12 protein-coding genes and 2 pseudogenes are annotated in these 21,321 nt (G+C 67.7%); 7 read left to right on the forward strand and 7 right to left on the reverse strand.

Annotated features, from left to right (window positions below):
- Nucleotides 1-353: 353 nt before the first annotated feature.
- Both lepB and E6R60_RS30855 read right to left on the reverse strand, forming a co-directional pair.
- Complete coding sequence (lepB, locus tag E6R60_RS30850; protein WP_136329998.1) at nucleotides 354-995, reverse strand: signal peptidase I; 642 nt, start codon at nucleotides 993-995, stop codon at nucleotides 354-356.
- Nucleotides 996-1,024: 29 nt separating this feature from the next.
- Entirely contained in the window at nucleotides 1,025-1,597 is a 573-nt protein-coding gene (locus E6R60_RS30855; RefSeq protein ID WP_240802747.1) for a L,D-transpeptidase family protein, read from the reverse strand.
- Between E6R60_RS30855 and E6R60_RS37615 the strand changes: the two genes are divergently transcribed.
- Nucleotides 1,578-2,003 (forward strand): hypothetical protein, encoded by a 426-nt coding sequence (locus E6R60_RS37615; protein ID WP_240802748.1) that lies wholly within the window; start codon nucleotides 1,578-1,580, stop codon nucleotides 2,001-2,003. The genes E6R60_RS30855 and E6R60_RS37615 overlap by 20 nt on opposite strands.
- A 60-nt stretch (nucleotides 2,004-2,063) precedes the next feature.
- Here the strand turns inward: E6R60_RS37615 and E6R60_RS30860 are convergent, their stop codons facing one another.
- Both E6R60_RS30860 and E6R60_RS30865 read right to left on the reverse strand, forming a co-directional pair.
- Nucleotides 2,064-4,460 carry an N-acetylmuramoyl-L-alanine amidase gene (locus E6R60_RS30860; RefSeq protein WP_136329999.1) on the reverse strand — a complete coding sequence of 799 codons (2,397 nt, stop codon included), beginning with the start codon at nucleotides 4,458-4,460 and terminating at the stop codon, nucleotides 2,064-2,066.
- The gene (locus E6R60_RS30865) at nucleotides 4,457-4,879 is read right to left on the reverse strand and encodes a hypothetical protein (protein WP_136330000.1); all 423 of its coding nucleotides are present in this window, start codon (nucleotides 4,877-4,879) and stop codon (nucleotides 4,457-4,459) included. Before E6R60_RS30865 ends, E6R60_RS30860 begins: the two co-directional genes overlap by 4 nt.
- A 528-nt stretch (nucleotides 4,880-5,407) precedes the next feature.
- Between E6R60_RS30865 and E6R60_RS30870 the strand changes: the two genes are divergently transcribed.
- Together E6R60_RS30870 and E6R60_RS30875 are read left to right on the forward strand one after the other, a co-directional pair.
- Entirely contained in the window at nucleotides 5,408-14,059 is an 8,652-nt protein-coding gene (locus E6R60_RS30870; protein ID WP_136330017.1) for a DNRLRE domain-containing protein, read from the forward strand.
- Nucleotides 14,060-14,096: 37 nt separating this feature from the next.
- The gene (locus E6R60_RS30875) at nucleotides 14,097-14,633 is read left to right on the forward strand and encodes a hypothetical protein (RefSeq protein ID WP_136330001.1); all 537 of its coding nucleotides are present in this window, start codon (nucleotides 14,097-14,099) and stop codon (nucleotides 14,631-14,633) included.
- An 81-nt stretch (nucleotides 14,634-14,714) separates the two neighbouring features.
- On the opposite strand, the pseudogene E6R60_RS30880 reads toward E6R60_RS30875, so the two are convergent.
- The 3 genes and pseudogenes from E6R60_RS30880 to E6R60_RS30890 form a co-directional block, all read right to left on the reverse strand.
- Nucleotides 14,715-15,668 (reverse strand): annotated as a pseudogene (locus tag E6R60_RS30880) (transposase); the annotation flags it as partial.
- Nucleotides 15,669-16,475: 807 nt separating this feature from the next.
- On the reverse strand, nucleotides 16,476-17,120 hold the full coding sequence (locus E6R60_RS30885; RefSeq protein WP_136330002.1) for a LysE family translocator: 645 nt from the start codon (nucleotides 17,118-17,120) through the stop codon (nucleotides 16,476-16,478).
- 298 nt (nucleotides 17,121-17,418) lie between these two features.
- Nucleotides 17,419-18,330 carry a LysR family transcriptional regulator gene (locus tag E6R60_RS30890; RefSeq protein ID WP_136330003.1) on the reverse strand — a complete coding sequence of 304 codons (912 nt, stop codon included), beginning with the start codon at nucleotides 18,328-18,330 and terminating at the stop codon, nucleotides 17,419-17,421.
- Between the two features lie 234 nt (nucleotides 18,331-18,564).
- Here E6R60_RS30890 and E6R60_RS37620 point away from each other — a divergent pair.
- The 4 genes and pseudogenes from E6R60_RS37620 to E6R60_RS30910 form a co-directional block, all read left to right on the forward strand.
- Nucleotides 18,565-18,940 (forward strand): annotated as a pseudogene (locus E6R60_RS37620) (alcohol dehydrogenase catalytic domain-containing protein); the annotation flags it as partial.
- Between the two features lie 186 nt (nucleotides 18,941-19,126).
- The gene (locus E6R60_RS30900; protein WP_136330018.1) at nucleotides 19,127-19,744 is read left to right on the forward strand and encodes a Type 1 glutamine amidotransferase-like domain-containing protein; all 618 of its coding nucleotides are present in this window, start codon (nucleotides 19,127-19,129) and stop codon (nucleotides 19,742-19,744) included.
- A 44-nt stretch (nucleotides 19,745-19,788) separates the two neighbouring features.
- Nucleotides 19,789-20,232 carry a carboxymuconolactone decarboxylase family protein gene (locus tag E6R60_RS30905; RefSeq protein WP_136330004.1) on the forward strand — a complete coding sequence of 148 codons (444 nt, stop codon included), beginning with the start codon at nucleotides 19,789-19,791 and terminating at the stop codon, nucleotides 20,230-20,232.
- 110 nt (nucleotides 20,233-20,342) lie between these two features.
- On the forward strand, nucleotides 20,343-21,254 hold the full coding sequence (locus tag E6R60_RS30910) for an NAD-dependent epimerase/dehydratase family protein (RefSeq protein WP_136330005.1): 912 nt from the start codon (nucleotides 20,343-20,345) through the stop codon (nucleotides 21,252-21,254).
- The last annotated feature ends 67 nt before the right edge of the window (nucleotides 21,255-21,321 follow it).

Below are 21,321 nucleotides of genomic sequence, written 5' to 3' on the forward strand. Positions count from 1 at the left end.
TCCGGCAGCACCGATGCGGAACCCGACCGAACCCCCGCCTCACCGACGCCCACGCCCTCCGGGTCTGAGTCTGCCTCGTCGCACGATCCGGCACCCGGCAGCCGTGTCGCGCTGTGCCACGCATGGGCCAAGGGCAACGGAAAACACCTCGGCACAGCGTTCCAGCGGCTGGCGGAGGCCGCGGGCGGGAACGACGCAGTGGACGCCTACTGTGCCGCGTTGTCGGGTGCGGACGGCATTGCTCCTTCGGCGCCCGGAAAACCGGCTGAGACGCCGGCGACGGGGCCATCGAAAGAGCAGCCGCTGGCCTCTCCCTCGCGAGGCAGGAGCGCGGAGCACACCTCCGGCGCCGGTCAGCGCCCGTAGCCGACCGGGCGGGGCCGCCGGCCGGCCAGCACACAGATGCCGCCGGCAAGACTCACCAGTACGCCGAGCACCACGGCCAGTCCGAGCTTCACCGGGGCGCCGCCGCTCTCGAGTGCGCGGCCCTGGACGGCGGTGGTGGGAACGGTGCCGGAGTCCTCGCTCAGGAAGTACCGCGAGTCGTTCGCGTTCCCGCGATTGTCACCCAGGAGGAACATGCGTCCGGCCGGCACCTTGACGTCGTACGGTGCTGTGCTGAACGGGGAGTCCGTCTCCTTCACGTAGGGCTCGTCAGCCGGGGCGCCATTGACGGTCAGCGTCCCGTCGGCGAAGACTACTCGGTCGCCACCGAGCCCGATGACGCGCTGCAGGACCGCCAGCCCCCTGTAGCGGTCCGGCACGCTGTAGAGCACGACATCCCCTCGCCGGACCTCCTCGCCACTGGATCGCTCGACCATGACATGGTCGCCTTCGTGGTAGGTGGGTTCCATCGCTCTTCTGGCCGTGACCACCGTGTAGCAACTCAGAACCGACCAGAGCGCCCCAGCAGCCATGAGGGCCCCCAGGACCGCCAGGACCGTCCCCGTGATCAGCAGTCGGCGACCGGCGGGCGGGCGTCGGGTTTCACTCATCGTCTCTCCGTCCGTGTGAAGGCCGCGCGTCAGCCGATGGCGATGCGCGGATGGGCTCCGGGCTGGATCCAGGCCATGATCCGGTCCATCGTGGCGCGCGGTACGGAGACACAACCCGCCGTCGCGCCGCTCCCGTTGACGTGGAGGAAGATGCCGGCTCCCCGTCCCGGGGTGGCAGGCCAGCGGTTGAAGTTGACGACCAGCGCCTTCGCGTACTGCGTGGGGTAGTTGATGAGGTGCTCACTGCCCCGTTCCCCGGTCTCGACGAGGGGGAAGTCGGCCCCGGCTGCGGAATGCATCGAGTTGTAGTACGCCGATTCGGGGTCCTCAACCCACCAGTGCGAGGAGTTGACCCGCGTGTAGGGCATGTTCGTGCCGCCGCTCTCGACACCGAACCCTTCCGTGATGGTGTAAGTGCCGGTAGGAGTCGTGTACGTGCTCTGCCGGCGGGTGGCACCGTCGGTGACACCGTTCGAACCGACGCGGCCGTTCGCGGAGATGGCGGCCTTCCAGCCGGACGCGCCCTTGGCCCAGGCCGTGACCGTGGCGTACGACCCGTCGGCCTTCACCGTGATGATCTGCGTGGAGTTGCCCACACTCACTGGAACGGGAAACGACGGGGCTGTGGGTGCCGCGTTCGTCTTCTCGCTCGTCGTGCCGGCTGCTGCTGTCGTCCGGTGTGCGGGAGTGGCCGGCCCTGTCGATGCGGCGGAAGCCTTCGTGGAGGCGGACGGGGAAGGGGATGGGGACGGGGATGACGATGCCGTGGACGAGGCCGATGACGACGCGCTCGGGGAGGACGACTTACCGGCGGGCGACTCCGTCTCGGTCGCGGGAGCGGGAGTGGCTTCAGCGACCGACTCTGACTGCCCCTGCTGCCCGCACGATGTCACGAGCACCATCGCACTGGCCGCGACCAGGATGGTGGGTACCCGACGGGAAATGGACTGCACTGTGTGTTCCTTCGTCTGTGAAGAAGAGGGGGATATGGGTGGTCCGGGTGAATGAGATCGACCCGTCTCGGACGGGAGGGAGGAAGCGGCGGCCCGACCGCCCCTTCCCATTCGGTCAGCCGGTGAGAACGGCGCCGATTCCCTGACCGGCTGCGGTGGCGAGGGCCGAGGGCCCGTACGAGGCGCCCACTCCCCCGGTGAGCGTCATCACGGTGCCGTCACCCGCGTTCTCGCCTTCCGCACCGATAGCGGCATCGGCTGCGCCGTCTCCGTTCAGGTCGGTCAACGTCACGGCCGAGCCGAACCTGTCGCCGGTCTCGGCCGCTCCCGGCACTCCGTCCGAGCCCTGCACGAAGGTGACCGCGCCCGTCGCGGAGAGACCGCCGACCGACCCGTGCAGCAGATACGCGCGCCCAGCACCGCCCGGCGCACCAGCGAGTACATCGGCGTATCCGTCCCCGTCGGTATCGCCCACGGCCAGCGACGTTCCAGCCTCGGTGCCGCCACCGGAGGGGTCGAGGTCACCGGTGTCGATCACTGCTGCCTCAGCCGCTTCCAGGCCGTTGGAGGAGCCGGGATAGGTGATGATCTGTCCACTTTCCGAAGCGGTCGGTCGCCCCACGGCCAGGTCGGCATAGCCGTCGCCGTTCACATCCCCTGCGGCCAGGGAACGACCGCCTGCCCCGTCGAGCACGGTCACGATGTCGGTGCGCAGGCCGTCTGCCGAGCCGCGCGCCACGACCAGCGGATAGGTACCGTCCACCGTGCGGAAGGTGAGCGCCGCGTCGTCGAACCCGTCGTGGTCGAAGTCGGCGGTGGTCACGGCGGTGTCCTGGACGGGGCCCTCGGCCAGGGCGAGAGGCCCGGAGAAGGACCGGTCGGCGCCGTCCACGGTCCAGGCACGGCCGGCACCGGGCGCGACTGCGAGGATGTCGTCGCCGCCGTCGCCGTCGAAGTCCCCGGTGGCCAGCGCCGCCCCGAAGCGGGCATTGCCGGTGCGGCTCCCCACCGGTTCGTTGATCATGCCCGCCTGGCCGGTCAGGCCGTTCGCGCCGCCGCGCAGGACGCTGACACCGCCCTCGTCGCTCGCGCCCGCGGTGACTTCCTCTCCGGGGGAGGACACCACAAGGTCCTGGTAGCCGTCGTGGTCGAGATCCCCGAAGGCGCTTGCCGATCCGAAGCCGTCGCCGTCCTCGGATCCGCCGGGCACACCTTCGGTTTCCTGGGTGAGTACCGCCCTGTTCGCGGCGTACGGCGTGGTGCCGGTGCCGGGTACCACGCTCACCTGGCCGGCGCCGGCATGGCCGGTGGCGGTGGCGCGGGCCACACCCACCGTGAGGTCGGCGTGACCATCCCGGTTCGTGTCGCCGCGCACGGAGCGGGAGTTGACGGCGGCCGCGGCTGTGCGGATCGCGGGGAGGTCGCCGTAGAGGTTGGTGCCCGGGCACTCGGTGGGGTAGCCGTCGCGGTGGCCGGAGATCCGGTTCATCGTGACCTTCTGGCCCAGGGTGTACTTGCCGTTGTCGGCACCGGCCGCCATCACGATCGCCCCGGCGGGGTTGATGCCGTACAGGCCGAGCTTCCAGGCCGCGAGCCGCGCGATGGCGTCGCGGACTGCGGGCGTGGTGCTCGCGGTGTTGAAGTCACCGAGCACGGCGATGCCGCTGGTGTCGGTGTTGAAGCCGTAGGTGTGTGCCCCGTAGACGGGCCGGTCGATCCCGCCGGCACGCCCTTCGAAGAGGGTGCCGCACTTGTCGACGAAGTAGTTGTAGCCGATGTCGTTCCAGCCGTTGGACTTCACGTGGTAGGTGAGGATGCCCCGGATGACGGAGGCGGACTCGGCGCAGGTGTAGTCGTTCGTCCCGGCCGTGTGGTGCACGAACACGGCCTTGGTGTCGGTGGTGTACGTGGGCGGGTCGGCGACCAGTGACTCGTCGGCGCCCCATTCGGCGCGGGAGGTGATCGCGGGTGCTCCGGCCGACGTCGCGATTGCAGCGGTGTCCACGGTCCGGGCCCGGGTCCGGACCGTCCCGCTGTCGGGGTCAACCAGATCGACACGCAGTCCGTCCGGGAGTCGCGTGCCCGTGATTCGGGCCTGGACGCCGTCCGACGGCCCTACCCACAGGGGCTGGGTGCCGCCGCGTACTCCTGCGGCACCGTGTTCGGGGCCGGACTCGGGGGTGCGGACGTCGAGTTCGAGCGTCCGCCAGTCGCTCCAGGTGCGCGTCTCGCTGTCACGCGTACGTACCTGGACCCAACCGCCCAGTGCTGCCGCCGGGTCGGACCAGGTGACGCCGAGCATCCGGAACGGAGCGGTAGTGCGCGGGGGGAGGGCGCGGTGGCTCTGACCGGAGCCGGGAACAGCGACGGTGTGCACGATGCCGGTGCGAGCGGGGGCAGCAGCCGCGGTCGGCAGGGCGACCCGGTGGTTGCTCAACGCGACACAGCTCAGCACGACGGCCGTCGCCACCACGAGGTGCCTGAGGCGCGGGACGGGGGTGGAGGGCTTCATGATTCTCCCTGTGCTGGCGCAGCCGCGCCGCTGGTGTTCTCGGGGGCCGGCAGTACGCCCTGGCAGGTGGCGCGCCCGTAGGAGCCGTAGGCGGTCGCGGTCTGGACGTGCCGGCCGCGCACGGCGAGGGCGCAACGGGCCTGCCCACCCTTGGCATCGAGCGTGATCGTGACGATGGGCGACTCACCCAGCGGGACGCGCACGGTCTTCTTCCACGGCAGGGAGACCCGGCGGGCCACGACAGCCGTTCCGGACTCGCTGCGGGCTTGGTAAGTCAGGTCGGCGGTTCCCTCACCGGTGACCTCGTACGTCACCGAGGCCGTCGGCCCCTTGGGCTGGGTGCTCTTCTCCTCGGTGTCGAGCACCCCGTACAGGACGAGGCCGGCGCATGCGGCGAGAAGCACGCCCCCGACAGCCATGCCGCGTCGGTCGACGCGTCGACCGGCCGCGCTCTCGGATCGCGATGATTCGGCCTCCGCGGACGCGGGACCCGGCGCTGGGCAGTCCGCCGTTGAGGGCTCTGGCTCTTCGGTCGGTGGCATGCGGCGTCCTGGCTTTCCTGAGGTGTTGATCGACTCCGCGCCATTGCTCAGCCGCGGGCCGGGCGGTTATACCCCAGCTGCGGCCCGCATTTCCACTGCAAGGAAATAGCGGGCGAATCACCCTCGAATTCAGGTGCCAACTGTCCGCATTGTTCCGTCGCTTGACATGCACACAGCCTGATGACTAGACATCCCCCGGCTCCGTCGCACGACAACTCTCGCGGTTGAACGACGTGTTCACGGGGGTGCTTATTCATGCTGCCGATCGGCCCGGGCCGATCGGCGGTTCGGCGTGCCCGCATTCCCTTCCGACGCCCGGTCTTTCGCGCGCGCGGGAAGTGGGGGGCGCCGCAACGGAAAGGGAATCTGGACGTGAAAGTCCGATACGGGAGACTCGTCTCCTGCATGGTCGTCGCCACGGTAGTGAGCACGGGGCTACCCCAGCTCGCCTATGCGGCACCGGCCTCATCTGCTGGTCACGACGATGGCAAGGGTGTGGTCGACTCCGTCAAGGGATGGTTCTCCGACGACGACGGCGAGAGTTCTCCTCAGCCTTCGGCGGGTGGAAAGCTGGCGATCCCGAGCCGTGAGAAGCTGCCGAAGGGGAAGGATTCCGCCTCGGCCAGGCGAGTCAAGGAACTGACGTCGCGGCGTACCGAGCACGCCCGGTTCTGGGAGCTGTCGGACGGCCGTGTTCAGGCCGAGGTTTCGGCGGTTCCGACCGGCTACGGGGCCGGCAAGGGAAAGACGAAGACCTGGAAGCTGATCGACACCGGTGTATCCACCACGGATGCCAAGGGATTCGATTTCGCCAACACCTCCAATTCGGCGCGCAGCTGGTTCGGCTCCGACCCCGGAAAGCTGCTGAAGTTCCAGGCCGGCGAAAACGGGCCCGCTGTCACCCTCGGCCTCGACGGTGCGGAGTCGACGTCGGTGAAACCGGCAGCGAAGGGCTCCACGGTCACGTACAAGGACGTGGCGGCCGGCGATGCCGACCTCCAGTACCAGGTGGGCCCGGGCCATGTGAAGGAGAACATCCTCCTGGCTAAGGCACCCACAGGCCCGGTGTCGTACACCTTCACCCTGGACGCCGGCGGACTGACCCCGAAGGCCCGCAAGGACGGGTCCATCGCCCTGTACGGCGAACTGCCGAACACACCCGTGATGACGATCCCGGCCGCGTACATGACCGACACCCGCAAGGACGCTTCCTCGCCCTACGGGCTCGCCTACAGCTCCCGGGTCGGCCAGAAGCTGGTGCGGGATGGCAGCGCCTGGAAGATCCTCATCACACCGGACGCGAAGTGGCTGGCGTCGCGCAAGCGCCAGTATCCGGTCACGATCGACCCGACGATCACCGTCATGCCGACGGCGGCCCAGTCGCAGGACACCATGGTCCTGTCCGACCAGCCCTCGGCAAACTTCAACAACACCTGGAAGCTGTCCGCGGGCAAGACCGACACGGGCATCTCCCGCTCACTGATCAAGTTCCCGATCAGCGAGATCCCGACCGGGACGAAGATCGACACGGCACGTCTGGAGATGTACTACGACCAGACGCACACCACCAACGCCAACGACGTCACCATGGAGGCGCACCGGGCGACGGGTGCCTGGGACGAGTCGACGGCGACCTGGGCCAACACCAGCGCCCTCTCCGGCGAGCTGTCGGGCACCACGTACCAGATCGATGACGGTGACGCCGGAACGGCCGCGGTCGGCGAGTGGCCCAAGGCCGCCACGACCGGTGGTGCGGCCACCGGCGACGACTACGCGTACAACAAGAACACCGCCACCGGCGAGACGTACACGTGGCAGCCGCAGATCCCCGAGACCGCGTCCTACCGGATCGAGGCGCACGTTCCGCCCGCGTCCGACGCGGCGACCGCGGCCCCGTACACGCTCAGCCACCGCGACGGCACCGCGACCGGCACGGTCAACCAGACCGGTACCGCCGCGGCGTGGAAGCCGGTCAGCACCACGCAGTACTACTTCGCCCGAGGCAACGCGGGCAAGGTCGTCCTGGGCGACACCGGCTCGTCCACCACGCGCAACATCGCCGACTCGATCCGGCTGGTGAACCCGGCCCAGATCGTCAAGAACACCGGCGAGTACAACGCGTGGCACAAGTTCCCGGTGACCGACACCGTCCAGAAGTGGCTCTCGGGCACCGCCGTCAACCACGGCTTCGTGATCCAGGCGAAGGACGACACGGCCGCGGCCACTCTGACCGGCGGCCCCCGCTACGAGGCCGGCGACGGCTCCACGTACGGCGACGAGACCGCCAACTTCCCGCGGCTCACCATCACCTACGGCAAGGTCGGCTCCGCGCTGAACTCGCCGACGGTCGTCCACGACACCGGCCCCGAGCTGAGCTGGTCGGCGTACTCGAACAAGTCCGGCGACACCGGCCAGGACATCGTCGAGTACCAGCTGCACCGGTCGACGCAGCAGGTGTTCACCCCGTCCTCCGCGACGTTGGTCGCCCCGGTGGACAAGGCGAGCACGGCCTACACCGACACCACCGCCACGCCGACACCACCGACGTCGGCGGAAGAGATCAGCCGCACGTACTACTACCAGATCGCGGTGAAGACGAAGGACGGCTCGGTGATCGGGTCGCCCACCCGCGTGGTCGGCGTTCCCAAGTCCGGGCGCACCATGAAGCTGGTCCAGGGCACGGCCGGCGGGGTCACCGACACCACGCTCTCCTCGCAGCAACCCACTACCAACCAGGACACCATCCAGTCCTTCGGAGTGGGCCAGAAGTGGCTCAGCGTCGGCAACAACTCGGGCACCTACGGAAAGACCCGCACCACCCTCAAGTTCCCCACTGCTTCCATCCCGACGACGGCCACCGTCCTCGAATCGAAGCTGTACATGTGGGGCGCGGAGACCACCACGGACACCGACGGGGCGATCTACGAACTGCACGGTCTGACCAAGGACTTCGCGGAGACGACATCGACGTGGAACAGCGCCGCCACCGGCACCGCGTGGACCGCGCCGGGCGGTGACTTCTCCGGAACCGTCTCCGACACCGTCGCGCAGGTCGAGGAGGTCGGCCGCCACTGGTGGGACGCCACGTCCCTCACGCAGGGCTGGGTCAAGACGCCCACCAGCAACAAGGGTGCCCTGGTCAAACTGAAGGACGAGACGACCGCCGGGCCGCAGGAACGCACCCTGTTCCTCGCCTCGGAGGGCGAGGACCAGCAGCTCGGCCCGCTGCTGCGCGTCATCTACGTCGACGCCACCACGGAGAACACGTACTACGCGCCGCAGACACCGGCCCGCATGACGCCGAACTCCACGTACACGGTGGACATGACGGTCACCAACACCACGTCGGCGGCGTGGGCGGCCGGTGAGCGGGTTCTCTCCTACACCTGGAAGCTCCCCGACGGTACCGACGTCACCAACGGTGGGAACCAGGTCAAGACCACGATCCCGGCCCTCGCCCCGGCAGCGTCCGCCACGGTCAAGGCACAGGTCACGACGCCGATCAACTCCGACTCGGGCAACAAGCGCACCGAGTACGTCCTGGGCTGGGACATCCAGAAGGTCTCCGACAGCACCTGGCTGTCCGCCGGAACCGGCGGCATACCGTCGCTGAAACAAAACGTGGCGGTGGAGGACCCCACCTCCAACGCCCTGGGCCTGGAGAAGTTCTACTCCTACACCGGCAAGAACACGGGCGCCGGCTCGACGGTGATGAACAACCTGGCGGCAGGCAACTCCGTCTGGTCGTACAACGCCTTCACTAACCCGGGCCGCGGTTTGACCACGTTCGCACGGTTCTCGTACAACTCGCTCGACACCTCGGACACGGTGTCCGGTGCGGGCTGGTCGGCGCAGGCAGCAGGGCCGGTCCGACTCGGCGCCCCCCTGGACTTCCACCCCAATCCGAACCCGACGGAGATCCGCCTTCCCGACGGTGACGGCACCACGCACGTCTTCCGTAAGCAACCGGACGGCACGTGGAAGGCGCCTGCGGGTGTGCACTACAAGGTCATGATGAAGTCGGGCCTGGACTGCACCCCGAACAAGGACCCGATCCCCGACGCGTGGACGCTGACGCGCCCCGACGGCACACGCTTCCTGTTCGGCTGCGACGGGTACATGACGTCGGCGATCGACAAGAACGGCAACACGCAGACGTACACGTACGAGGAACGCAAGTCCAACAACAAGCCGACGAAGTTCCTCACATACATCACCGACCCGGCCTCGCGCCAGTCGCTGACGGTCGACTACTACGAGAAGGGCGACGCGTCGTACGACTACATCGACGACACGGGCGCCAAGGTCGCCGGCAGCAAGCTCAGCAACTCAAAGATCTACGACCACGTGAAGTCCATGACGGACATCTCGGGCCGCGAGGTCTCCTTCTACTACACGGACAAGGGCCTGCTGGGCCAGTTCGTCGACGGTGACGGCTCGGCGCAGCCGAAGGTCTTCAAGTTCACCTACGACGCCACGCAGGGCAACAAGAACGTCAAGCTGGTCAAGGCCACGGACCCGCGGGGCAACTCGACGTCAATGGCGTACTACGCGCCCTCGTCCGGTGACGACCCGAAGTACCACTGGTGGACGAAGACCATCACCGACCGTGCTGCCGGCGGCACGGGCTTCGCGTACGCGGTGAACGCCACGAACACGAAGTTCACCGACGCGACGGTAACGGACGCGGAGTCCCACGCGACGAGGTTCGTCACGGACGACTTCGGACGCCCGGTGCAGACGACGAACGCGAAGTCGCAGACCACCAAAATGGCGTGGGACGCGGACAACAACGTCACGTACCTGGAGGAGGCGAACGGCGCCAAGTCCGCCTACTGCTTCGACCAGAAGACCGGCTTTCCTCTGTGGTCGCGCAATCCGGAGAGCAACAAGGCAGGCGTCCCGCCGTCCTCGGACTGCGCGCCTGGCACCTATCCGACGGACTCGCAGCAGTACACCTACCAGACACGCCTCGACGGCTTCTCGGCCGACCTGTTCACGAAGACATCGCCCGAGGGCCGCAAGTGGCAGTTCGGGTACGACTCGTTCGGCAACCTGAAGACGGTCACGGATCCCAAGGGCGTTGCCACGGCGACAGCCGGGGACTACACCACCGCGTACGAGTACGACGCCTACGGTCAGGTGACCAAGACGACGGATGCCAACGGGCACCCGTCGACGAACAGCGACTTCGGGCCTACCGGCTATCCGAAGACGATGACGGACGCGCTGAACAAGTCGACGACGTATGTCTACGACGAGCGCGGCCAGGTGACCGAGGTCACCGACGCACTGGGCAAGAAGACCACGCAGACCTATGACGTCTACGGCCGGCCCCTGGTCAGCACGGTACCCAAGGACCAGAGCGCGGGAGAGTTGATCACGGCGCCGGCGCCCGTGTACGACGCGAACGACAACACCACCCAGACCACCGCGCCGGACGGGGCCGTGTCGACCGCGGTGTACGACAGCGCGGACCAGATCACGTCGGCGAGCGCACCGGCGAACAACAACACGAGCCCGCGCACCTCGACCTACACGTACGACAAGGTCGGCAACCTGAAGACGACGACCGAGCCCAACGGCACGGCCACCACGTCGGACGCTACCGACTACACCGCGACCAACTACTACGACGAGGTCTACCAGCTGGCCTCGGCGGTCAACGCGGCCGGCGACAAGGTCTCGTACGTCTACGACAACGTGGGCAACGTCACCACGGTCGTCGACCCAAAGAAGAACGCCACCGCGGACACCACCGACTACACCACCAAGAAGGACTACGACCTCAACCACCGCGTCGTCCAGGTCACTGACGCGGCCGGGAAGTTCACCACGCAGACTTTCGACAAGGACGGACTAACCCTCTCCACGACGGACAAGGAACACCGGACCACCACCGTCACCTATGACGAGCGTGGCAAGAAGACCGAGGTCAAGGCGCCCTACGACGGCACCAAGACGCGGTCGACAAAGTACGAGTACGACCAGGTCGGTAACGCGACCCGGGTGACCACACCTCGCGGCACGGCAACGTCAGCGGCCGACGACTTCGTCTCCCGAACTGAGTACGACGCCCTCAACCGGCCGGTGAAGCAGTACCAGCCCTACGATCCGGCCGACAGCCGCTACAACGACCCGAACGTCTACACGCGCACGGACTACGACGCCGTGGGCCGGGTCTCCAAGACATCGATGCCGCCGTCCGAGGGCGAGAGCGTCCGCAACGACACCACCCAGGACTACTTCGACAACGGCTGGGTGAAGAAGTCCACCGACCCGTGGTCGATCGTCACCGACTTCGACTACGACAAGCTGGGCAAGCAGGCCACCCGCACCATCTCAGCGGCGGACGGTTCAGCCAACCGCACCATGACGTGGTCGTACTACCCGGACGGGTCGCTCAAGAACCGAGCGGACGACGGCGTCCCGGTCGGCCAGGCCGTCGTCCTGGTCGACAACTCCGACACCCAGAACACGTCCTCCACCGGCACCTGGACACCGGCGGACACCACCGGGCAGCAGGGCTACGACCACCGCACCCACGCGGCCGGTACGGGCACCGACGCGTACACCTGGACGCTGAACATACCCACGGCCGGCAGCTACACGGCGTACGTCAAGTACCCGAAGGTGACCGGAGCCGCCACTGCGGCGAAGTACACACTCACCCACGGCACGACCACCGAACCGGCGGTCACCAAGGACCAGAACGCAAGCACCGGCACTTGGGTGGGGCTCGGCACCTACACCCTCAAGCAGGGGGAGGACGCCAAGCTCAGACTGGACCAGAACAGTGCCGGGACGGTCGTGGCGGACGGCGTCAAGCTGGTGCGCAGCACGGCGGGCGAGACCGACAACGAGAAGCACGACTACGCCTACACCTACGACCTCAACGGCAACCTGACCAAGATCGACGACACGTCATCCACGGCGAAGATCGACGCCTACACGGTCTCCTACACCGGCCTGAACCAGGTCGCGAAGGTCACCGAGGCGCTCGCCGGACAGGACAAGAAGTCCACGACGTACACGTACGACGCCAACGGTCAGGCCGACACGGTCACCCACCCCGACCAGTATTCCAAGTACAGCTACGACTTGCGGGAACTGGTCAAGACGGTGACGGTCGGCAAGACGGCCACGGACGCCGACCCGAAGGTCACCTCGTACACGTACACCGACCGTGGCCTCAAGCTCAAGGAGACCAAGGGCAACGGCAACACCGTCGACTACACGTACTATGCCGACGCCGCGCCGAAGACCACCACGGAGAACAAGCCCAACGGCACCCTCGTCTCCTCGCACTCCTACGCATACGACGCCAATGGCAACAAGGCTCAGGACCTCGCGAAGAAGATGAACGCCGACAATCGCTCGGCATACCTGTCATCGACCACGGACTACACCTACGACCCCGTGGACCGGCTCGCCAAGTCCGTCAAGACGGGCACCGGAGCCGGCACCGAGACATACGTCCATGACGACAACGCCAACGTCATCAGCCAGACCGTCAAGGGCGTCACCACCGCGTACGAGTACGACCGCAACCGCCTGCTGACCGCGAGCAGCTCCGGCAGTACAGCGAACTACACCTACGACCCGTTCGGCCGTCAGGAGTCCACCACCAGCGGTGGCAAGGTCATCGACCGGAAGATCTACGACGGCTTCGACCATGTGGTGGAATCCCAGAAGGCCGACACCACGGGGTCGCTGAAGTCCACCACGTATGTCTTCGACCCGCTCGACCGCACCTCGTCCAAGACGTCGGACGGTAAGACGACCGAGTTCGACTACCTCGGCCTGTCGAACGAAGTGCTCGACGAGAAGGTCGGCAGCGACCTGACCAAGTCGTACCAGTACAGCCCCTGGGGCGAGCGTCTGTCGCAGATCAAGCACAACGACGACGGTACGTCCGAAGACGGCTACTACGGCTACAACAGCCGTACCGATGTCGAGACGCTGACGGACGAGAACGGCGACTCGAAGGCGACGTACGGCTACACCGCCTACGGGAACAACGACGATGCCGAGTTCACGGGCATCGACAAACCTGACGCAGCGGATCCCACCAAGGAGGAGTACAACCCCTACCGCTACAACGCCAAGCGCTGGGACGCCCAGTCGGGTACGTACGACATGGGGTTCCGCGACTACAGCCCGGGGCTGAACCGGTTCACCACCCGTGACATGTACAACGGCGCTCTCGCCGACATGAGTCTCGGCGCGGACCCCTACACGGGCAACCGCTACGCCTTCACCGGCGGCAACCCGGTGAGCCGGACCGAACTCGATGGCCACAGCTGGCTCGACCCGATCAAGAACTTTTTCTCGGGTGGCGGGAAGGTCGCCACGAAGGCCCCCAAGGGTGTATTCACGGCGGTTGAGGTCTTCCTCAACGGAATCGGGTGGAACACACCCACAATACCCAATGGCGTCGAATCGGACCCCGGAGACTCCCCGGACTACAACAAGGGACTGCTCCTCAAGCCAGACTCCAAGAAGGAGTGGCAGCCGGCCGACACCCAGTTCCCGTTCACCCGTGACGACTGCGCGGCCGGCCAGAGCATGACGTACTACGCGCCCCTCGACAAGCAGGGCAGAGCCCAGGGCGCTTACGCCTGCCTCACCGCCGGTGGCTTCAACTACACAGACAAGAAGGGAAACACGGTACTGAACACACCGGACACGGAAATAATGGGCAGCTCCGCGCCCTGGCCTCCACAGACGCCGGGATTCTTCGAGAACGCGCCCCCGGGATTCGTCCTGGGGAACGACCCCACGCTGAACCGCGGTCACCTCCTCGCCCGCCAGCTCGGAGGTAGCGGTACAGATCGGCGCAATCTGGTCACGCTGTACCGCAACGCGAACGCCCCGGTGATGTCGAAGCAAGAGGATAAGATCGCTGAATCGATCGCCGCGGGAAACACCGTCTACTATTCGGCCGTGCCGGTGTGGGGCAGCGACAGCAATCCAATTCCGCTCGGTGTTACCATGACGGCCTATACGTCCAGCGGGGCCAGAATTGTCGATCAGACAATTTGGAATACACCCTAGCCAAAACGTAGCCATCGGGAAGTATGGAGGGGTGCACATGGAATGGGTAGAACAACTGGTGACGATCACGGGCTGGGAAGGCGAAACCGCCGAAACCGACTGGTCCGACACCGAAGAGTTCCTGGGCACCCCTCTCCCCGACGATTTCAAAGAACTGCGTCGCCGCTTCGCACCCTGGGGCGCTTTCAGCGATCATCTCCTGATCCTGAAGGCAACCGACGGCTCAGAGACGGTACGTAACAACCACGCCAAGCTGCTCAAGTCGGTAACGGCCGACCCGGAAATCCTGGACATGTTCAAACCCTTCGGCCTTCTCGGTGCGAACGGGAACGGTCCAGGAACGGGCCTCGTACAGTGGGGCTTTTCCTTGATCGAGGAAGAGTACTACTGGCTGGCTGACACAGCACGAGACCCGGCCACTTGGCCGGTGATCGCCCGCGTCGACCCGCTGGAACCATTTCAGCGCTTCGACACGTCGGCCTCAGAATTCGTCTACCGCGTTCTCACGGAGACGGAATTCGAACCCTTCGGTGTCGCAGAGGCGATCCCTTCGCCCTATTTTCGGACATATTGACCCAGGTCGCATGCATGGATGGTGACGTCGGGGCCTGCTTCCATCAGGGAGCGGGCCCCGACTGCAACGGGCTGGTCCGTCGAGCCAGCCGGTGTTGACGCCGAATTGGCGGGAGGGGAAGCTGCCGAAACCGGTGGTCTTGTCGCACCGGATGTGGTCCTCGGCAGTGGCGTGTCCGCGGTGGCGGACCTCCAGGAACTGGGCGGAGCCACCACTGGAATACGGGGTGTCGGTGAGGAACACCTGATGCCGCAGGCCCTCGTCCTGGTCGAACAGGGACAGCTGTGCTCCGGGGTGCGGCCGCTCGCGGCGCACGATGATGCGGGTGTCGGCCGGGTAGCCGGCCAGATCGACCATGCCGGTCAGCTCGGCGACCTCGGCCCCATCACCCAGGGTGCCGTTCTGGTCAAGGGCGGGATGCCAGAGGCGGTCGGGCATCGCCCGGACAGCGCGGTGGACCGGCTCGGTGATGGCGCATCCGACCGAGAAGAAGGTACGGATTCCTCGTTTCCGCACGTCGCGGACGCGGGCGAGAAAGGCTTTCGCGGATCCGGCACTGTCGGCGCGGATGAGGATGGCGGTGCCGTGCCGGTGAGCGTCGGAGATCTGCGCGAGTGCCTGGTCGAACACCGCAATGTGATCGGCGGCAGTGTTGGCTCCGGAGTTACCGGGCCGCAACTGTCCCGACACGGCCTCGCCGGTGTTCGCGAGGAAACACAGCAGCGGATGGAAGCCGAAGCCGCCCTTGTAGGTCGGGGCGGCCTGTTCCCTTTCCGACTGGCAGGCGACCAGCGTGGCGTCGAGGTCCGGAACCAGGCCGGGAAGCTCTCGTCCGCCGACCCGAACAGCGGGAATGCCCTCGCCGGTCTCGGCGGCCTGCATCCAGGCGACTTCCCGGGCTGAAGCGCGGGCCGCTCGCAGTGAGGCGAGTGCGGCCTCATCGGTGTCGGCGAGCAGTCGCCAGGCCGTCGGTGTGGAGGCGACCGGGCCGAACACCGCACCCTGGTCCCGCAGCACGGCCCGATCCGCGATCGCCGCCCTCGCCACGGGACCTGGCCCGCTGGCCACGCAACCTGTCACCTACGGTCCCGTCCTGGAAGTATGGCGACCTCAACGCCGACCGGTCGACTGCAATCACCCTGACGTCGTCGACACCGGCCCGTAAGCTCTTCGGTGTGCGGATGGAAAGCAACGACACAAATGGGGTTGGCTGTTGAGTATCGAATTCCTCGAGATTGCACTTCCCGGGCTGGTGGCGCAGCGTCTGGAAGTTCCGCTACGCATCAACTGGCAGGTGGTTTGCGACGGCTTGGGGACTGGGCTGCCGGACGACTACATCGTTTTGGCGGAGTCGTACCCTCGGCTGGGGATCGGGCAATGGCTCACTGTGACGTCGCCGACCCCAGGTGACGAGGGGGGATTTGTCGAGGAGGCGAGAGAGGATATAGCCGGTGCCGAGGGTATGGCACAGAAGGAGATGTTGGGTGGTTACCCTGCGTTCCCGGAATCGGGAGGACTGCTGCGGTGGGGCGGCTCCATAGACGGGGACGAGTTCCACTGGCGTACAGCAGGGCGGCCCAACGAATGGACTGTCGTGGTGGCTGGCCGGAATGACGACTGGCACCACTACGAGGGCAGCCTCTCGAGCTATCTCGCTTGGCTGTGCTCTGGGACGGCTTTCCCGCATGGGATCCCCCCGAACTTTCCGGGGCCTGAACCCGTGGTTTCCGTCCGGCAAAGCACCTCAAGGGTCGAGCCGTAGCGGATGAGGGTGTCAGGCCGATCCGGCCTCCGCCCACCACGCCCCTGCACCCCGAGGCGCCGGTAGGGACCCGGGACCACTCAGGTGGAGACGACGTCGCGGGACAGCGCCGTGTGCAGGGCGAAGGCGCCGAGCAGACCGCCCGCTGTGAAGCGTTGGGCGGTCAGGACGCGGGGCCGGGTGGCCAGGAACTTCGACATGCGTGCCGCGCTCAGCATGATCAGGGCGTTCACGGAGATGCCCACGATGATCTGCACCGCGCCGAGCTGAAGCAGCTGTCCCCAGGCCGGGCCTGCCTGCGGGTCCAGGAACTGGGGCAGCAGTGCGGCATACATCAGGGCGATCTTGGGGTTCAGCAGGTTGGTCAGCAGCCCCATCGAGAACAGGCGGCGGTCTGAGACCGGAGGCAGGTCCGGGGCAGGGGCGAAGGGCGAACGGCCGCCGGGCCTGAGCATGTCCCAGGCGAGGTAGGCCAGGTAGGCGGCCCCGGCGAGCTTGACCACCGTGAAGGCCACCGGCACGGCGGCGAACAGCGCGGACAGGCCCGCAGCCGCTGCCAGCAGGTAGCAGACGAATCCCACCGCGGTACCACTGAGGCTGACCAGACCGGCCCGGCGGCCTTGGGTGATCGCCCGGGAGGCCAGGTGGATCATGTTCGGTCCGGGGGTCAACGCCATCCCCAGTTCGACCAGGGCCACTCCTCCGACTGCGGTCAGAGTGATCACCGGTCAACCTCCGTTGTTCGTAGGGAATTCCGTACGCAGGGGGCGCCCGGTTGCAGGGGCGGGGCGCCCGAACTGCGCCTCACTCGCCCGGCTCAGCATAGGGCTTCGCTGTCCGGTATCCCTATGCGCCCTGTTCCCTGGGCCGCCGTCAGATGCGGGGCCCCCTGCCTGCACCCCACCCTGCTCACGGCCGGGCTCGTCTCGCTGTTCGTCCTCCTCGGCAGACGCCTCGTGGACCGTACTCCGGCTCGTGGCACGAGCCCCGTACGCCCTGACGGAACCGGGGCATGAACCGGCATCAGCTCCGTACAGCGGGAGAAAGCCGGACGGCGACGTCCTGGGCAAGGCGGTTGAAGGCGTGGATCTCGGGTGCGGTGCTGGTGACGAGCCAGGTGGGCGCCCAGTGCAGGGGCGCCGCGTCGCTCAGCGGCAGATAGGTCACGCCGGGGCGCGCATAGAAACGTGACACCTGGGCGCCCATGACGAAGGCGCCTTCGCCGGCGTCGATCAGCGCCAGGGCCTCCTGGAGCGTTTCGAACTGGGGGCCAGGTTCGATGGGGCGGCCCGCCGGCGTCAGGCGGGGTGTGCGGTCCGCGCGCCAGTAGTCGGGAAATGCCTCGGCCACCTGCAGCATCCTGACCTCGGCCAGGTCTTCCAGCGAAACGCTGTCACGGCGGGCGAGCGGGTGGCCGGACGGCACCCCCAGCACCCGGGGCTCGGAGAACAGGACCGGCCCGGTCACCATGTCGGGTTCGTGGTGCGGCAGGCTCACGACCAGGAGGTCGACGTCGCCTGCGCGCAACCGCCGGAGACCGTCGACGATCTGCATCTCCCTGAGCTTGGCCCGCCGGCCGGGGTGGCCCTGGTCGAAGAGCCGAGCGGCCTGCGCCATGAGCTGCCCTGCGGCGGCCCCGAGGAAGCCGACCCGGAGAAGGCGATCAACGCCGCGCGCGGCGTTGATCGCCTTCTCCACCGCGGCCTCGATCCGGTCGTAGGCCGGGCGCACGTCCTCGTGCAGCAGTCGGCCGGCCTCGGTGAGGCGGACATGACGGCTGTTGCGTTCGAACAGCGGTGTGCCGATGTGACGTTCCAGCCTCTTGACCGTCTGGCTGATCCGGGCGGTGCTCACATGCAGGCGTTCGGCCGTGCGCCCGAAGTGCAACTCCTCGGCCAGCGTCAGGAAGGCCTCCAGCTCAAGCCGCTCCAGCACTCGTTCCTCCGGACGTTAAATCCACCTTAACGACCGTTGCACTATGCCAGCTTGTTGGCGCATCGGACCCGTAGGAGGCTGAACGGGCCGACTTCACACGGCATTTGCATTCCTCGTGTGAGGCTCCCGCCCGCCACTGTGCTCGGGCGCCCCTCCGGATGCGAGACCTCCGCCCTCTCCCCCCGCACAGCCGGACCACCACGGACGGCCTGCCGGACACGAAGGAACCTCACTATGCGCGCCATCGGGCAGGACTCCTCAGGCGGACCTGACGTCCTGAAGATCGTTGAGGTGCCGCGCCCGGTGCCCGGTCCCGCCGAAGTGCTCGTACGGGTGTGTGCGGCGGGGGTGAACCCGACCGACCGGTGGCACCGGAGGGCCGGCGGGCGATGTTCCGATCCGCCTGGGCTGGGACGTCTCCGGGGTGGTCGAAGCCATCGGGCCGGGCGTGACCCTGTTCGGACCCGGCGACGAGGTGTTCGGCATGCCGCGCCAGCCGGCTCCTGCGGGTACCTACGCCGAGTACGTGGTCTCTCCCGCCCGGCACTTGGCACCCAAGCCGCCGGTGCTCTCCCACGTGGAGGCCGCGGCGCTCCCCTCACGGGCCGTACCGCCGGAAAGATCGTGCTCACCGTCTCCGGTTGACCCGACCCCCTGCCACGACGGTGCACACCGTCACAGTCCCGAAGCCCCTTGCCCCGGCCGTGCACACCGTCCAGTCCCGAAGCCCCTTGCCCCCACGGTGCACACCGTGCCGAAGCCCCTTGTCCCGACTCCCTGTCACGAGAGCAGGATCATGCGCTTGTTCCTTTCCTCCTGGAAACTGGGGGACGCCCCCGAACTGCTGGACGACCTCGCCCAAGGTGCGCGGACCGCGGCTGTCGTCGGCAACGCGCTGGACGCGCTCCCCGCCCCGCAGAGGCAGCAGGCCACCGGCCGGGAGATCGCGATGCTGCGCGACCGCGGCTACCTGGCGACCGAGGTGGACCTGCGGGACCACTTCGGTGATGCGGGCACGCTGGCCGAGCGGCTGTCCGGTTTCGGCGTCGTCTGGGTGCACGGCGGCAACCCGTTCGTCCTGCGGCTGGCGATGGCCCTCAGCGGCGCGGACGAGATCCTGCCCGACCTGCTGTATCGCGACTCCCTCGTCTACGCCGGCTGGAGTGCCGGCGCCTGCGTCCTGTCGCCCAGCCTGCGCGGCCTCGAACTCGTGGACGACCCCGCCGACGCCGTCACCGTCTACGACCGGCCGGTGCTCTGGGAGGGCCTCGGCCTCCTGGACTACGCCTTCGTACCCCACTACCGCTCACCGATCCCCGAGAGCGAGCCGATCGAGCGCGTCGTGGAGCGCTATGACCGCGAAGGAGTGCTCTACCGCGTTTTCCGCGACGGCGAGGTCGCCCTCGTCCCCTGACCGCCCGACCCCCGCGTTCCGATGACCCCTCGAAGGAGAATTCCGTGACGTCCGTACGCCTGCCGGTGGACAAGCTCGCCCCGCACATCAACCGCGCCCTCAACTCGCTCGACGCCGCCTCCCGGAAGGTCGACCTGGAGCCCGCGCTGCTGGAACTGGTCCGGGCACGCGTCTCCCAGCTCAACGGCTGCGCCTACTGCGTCGATCTGCACACCCGGGACGCCCGAACCGGCGGCGAGAGCGAGCAACGCCTCTACGCACTGCCCGTGTGGCGCGAGACGCCCTTCTTCACCGAGCGCGAGCGGGCCGCCCTGGAGCTGGCCGAGGCGGCCACCCGTCTCACCGACGGCCCCGTGACCGACGAGGTGTACGACCGGGCGGCCGCCGAGTTCACCGAGGTCGAACTCGCCGAGCTGATCTGGACCATCACCGTGATCAACGCCTGGAACAGGCTCGGCGCCACCGCCCGGCCCTGGCCGCTCGGCTGACCGAGGTCACGGCCAGGCCGGCGCCCGGCCGGCACAAGCCGTCCAGGCCCCGGGCCCGGCCCGGCCGAAGTCCCACCACCCCCTCGCCGTAGTTGAATTGGAGCCCTCCCATGCGCGTGTTCGTCACCGGAGCCACCGGCTACATCGGAGGCACGGTCGCCGATCTGCTGCTGCGCTCCGGGCACCAGGTCGAAGGTCTCGTCCGCACCCGGGACAAGGCCCGCGAACTGGAGCGCCGAGGCATCACCCCCGTCCTCGGCACGCTCGACGACCGCGCACTGCTCATCGCGCGGGCCCGTGCGGCCGACGCCGTCGTCAACGCCGCCGACAGCGACCACAGGGGTGCCGTCGAAGCGCTCGTCGAAGGGCTGACGGGCACCGGCCGCCCTCTGGTGCACACCAGCGGCTCCAGCATCGTCAGCACCGACTCCCGAGGGGACGCCGTGGACGAGATCTTCACCGAGGCGATCGTCGCCCCCGGGTCGAGCTGGCGGCCCATCGAGGAGAAAGCCGCCCGGGTCGCCCTCGACCGTTTCGTCATGGACGCGGCGGACAGGGGCGTGCGCTCGGTGGTGCTGTGCAACTCGCTCGTCTACGGCCACGGCCGGGGGATGGCCCGCGACAGCGTGCAGATTCCGGTGCTCGCACACCAGGCCCGCGACAGTGGGGTCGTGCGGTACGTGGGAGAGGGCCGCAACATCTGGTCGACCGTTCACATCGACGACATGGCCGACCTCTACCTGCGCGCCCTCACGCACGCCGCGCCCGGATCCTTCCACTTCGTCGAGAACGGCGAGGCCGCCTTCTCCGGCATCTGCGCCGCGCTCGCCTCGGCACTCGGCCTCGGCCCCGCCGAGTCCTGGGACGCGGACACCGCCGTCGCCTTCTGGGGGCACGAACTCGCCCTGTACGTACTCGCCTCCAACAGCCGGGTACGCAGCGGAGGCGCCCGACTGGGCTGGCGTCCGGCCCACTCCTCCGCCCTCGACTGGATCGAGAAGGAATACGGGCTCTCCCGCTGAACCCTTCGCACCCGCCGCCGTCCGGCCCGGGGTCCGGGTCCGTCGGCTCCGAAGCGACTCCTGCCTC

The organism is Streptomyces sp. A0642, from assembly GCF_004795105.1.
Lineage (GTDB): Bacteria > Actinomycetota > Actinomycetes > Streptomycetales > Streptomycetaceae > Streptomyces.

Bases quoted from the DNA above. Each gene is read 5' to 3' on its own strand.
- lepB (WP_136329998.1), bottom strand. From the start codon at position 995: ATGAGTGAAACCCGACGCCCGCCCGCCGGTCGCCGACTGCTGATCACG.
- E6R60_RS30860 (WP_136329999.1), bottom strand. From the start codon at position 4,460: ATGAAGCCCTCCACCCCCGTCCCGCGCCTCAGGCACCTCGTGGTGGCG.
- E6R60_RS30865 (WP_136330000.1), bottom strand. From the start codon at position 4,879: ATGGCTGTCGGGGGCGTGCTTCTCGCCGCATGCGCCGGCCTCGTCCTG.
- E6R60_RS30870 (WP_136330017.1), top strand. From the start codon at position 5,408: ATGGTCGTCGCCACGGTAGTGAGCACGGGGCTACCCCAGCTCGCCTAT.
- E6R60_RS30875 (WP_136330001.1), top strand. From the start codon at position 14,097: ATGGAATGGGTAGAACAACTGGTGACGATCACGGGCTGGGAAGGCGAA.
- E6R60_RS30900 (WP_136330018.1), top strand. From the start codon at position 19,127: ATGCGCTTGTTCCTTTCCTCCTGGAAACTGGGGGACGCCCCCGAACTG.
- E6R60_RS30910 (WP_136330005.1), top strand. From the start codon at position 20,343: ATGCGCGTGTTCGTCACCGGAGCCACCGGCTACATCGGAGGCACGGTC.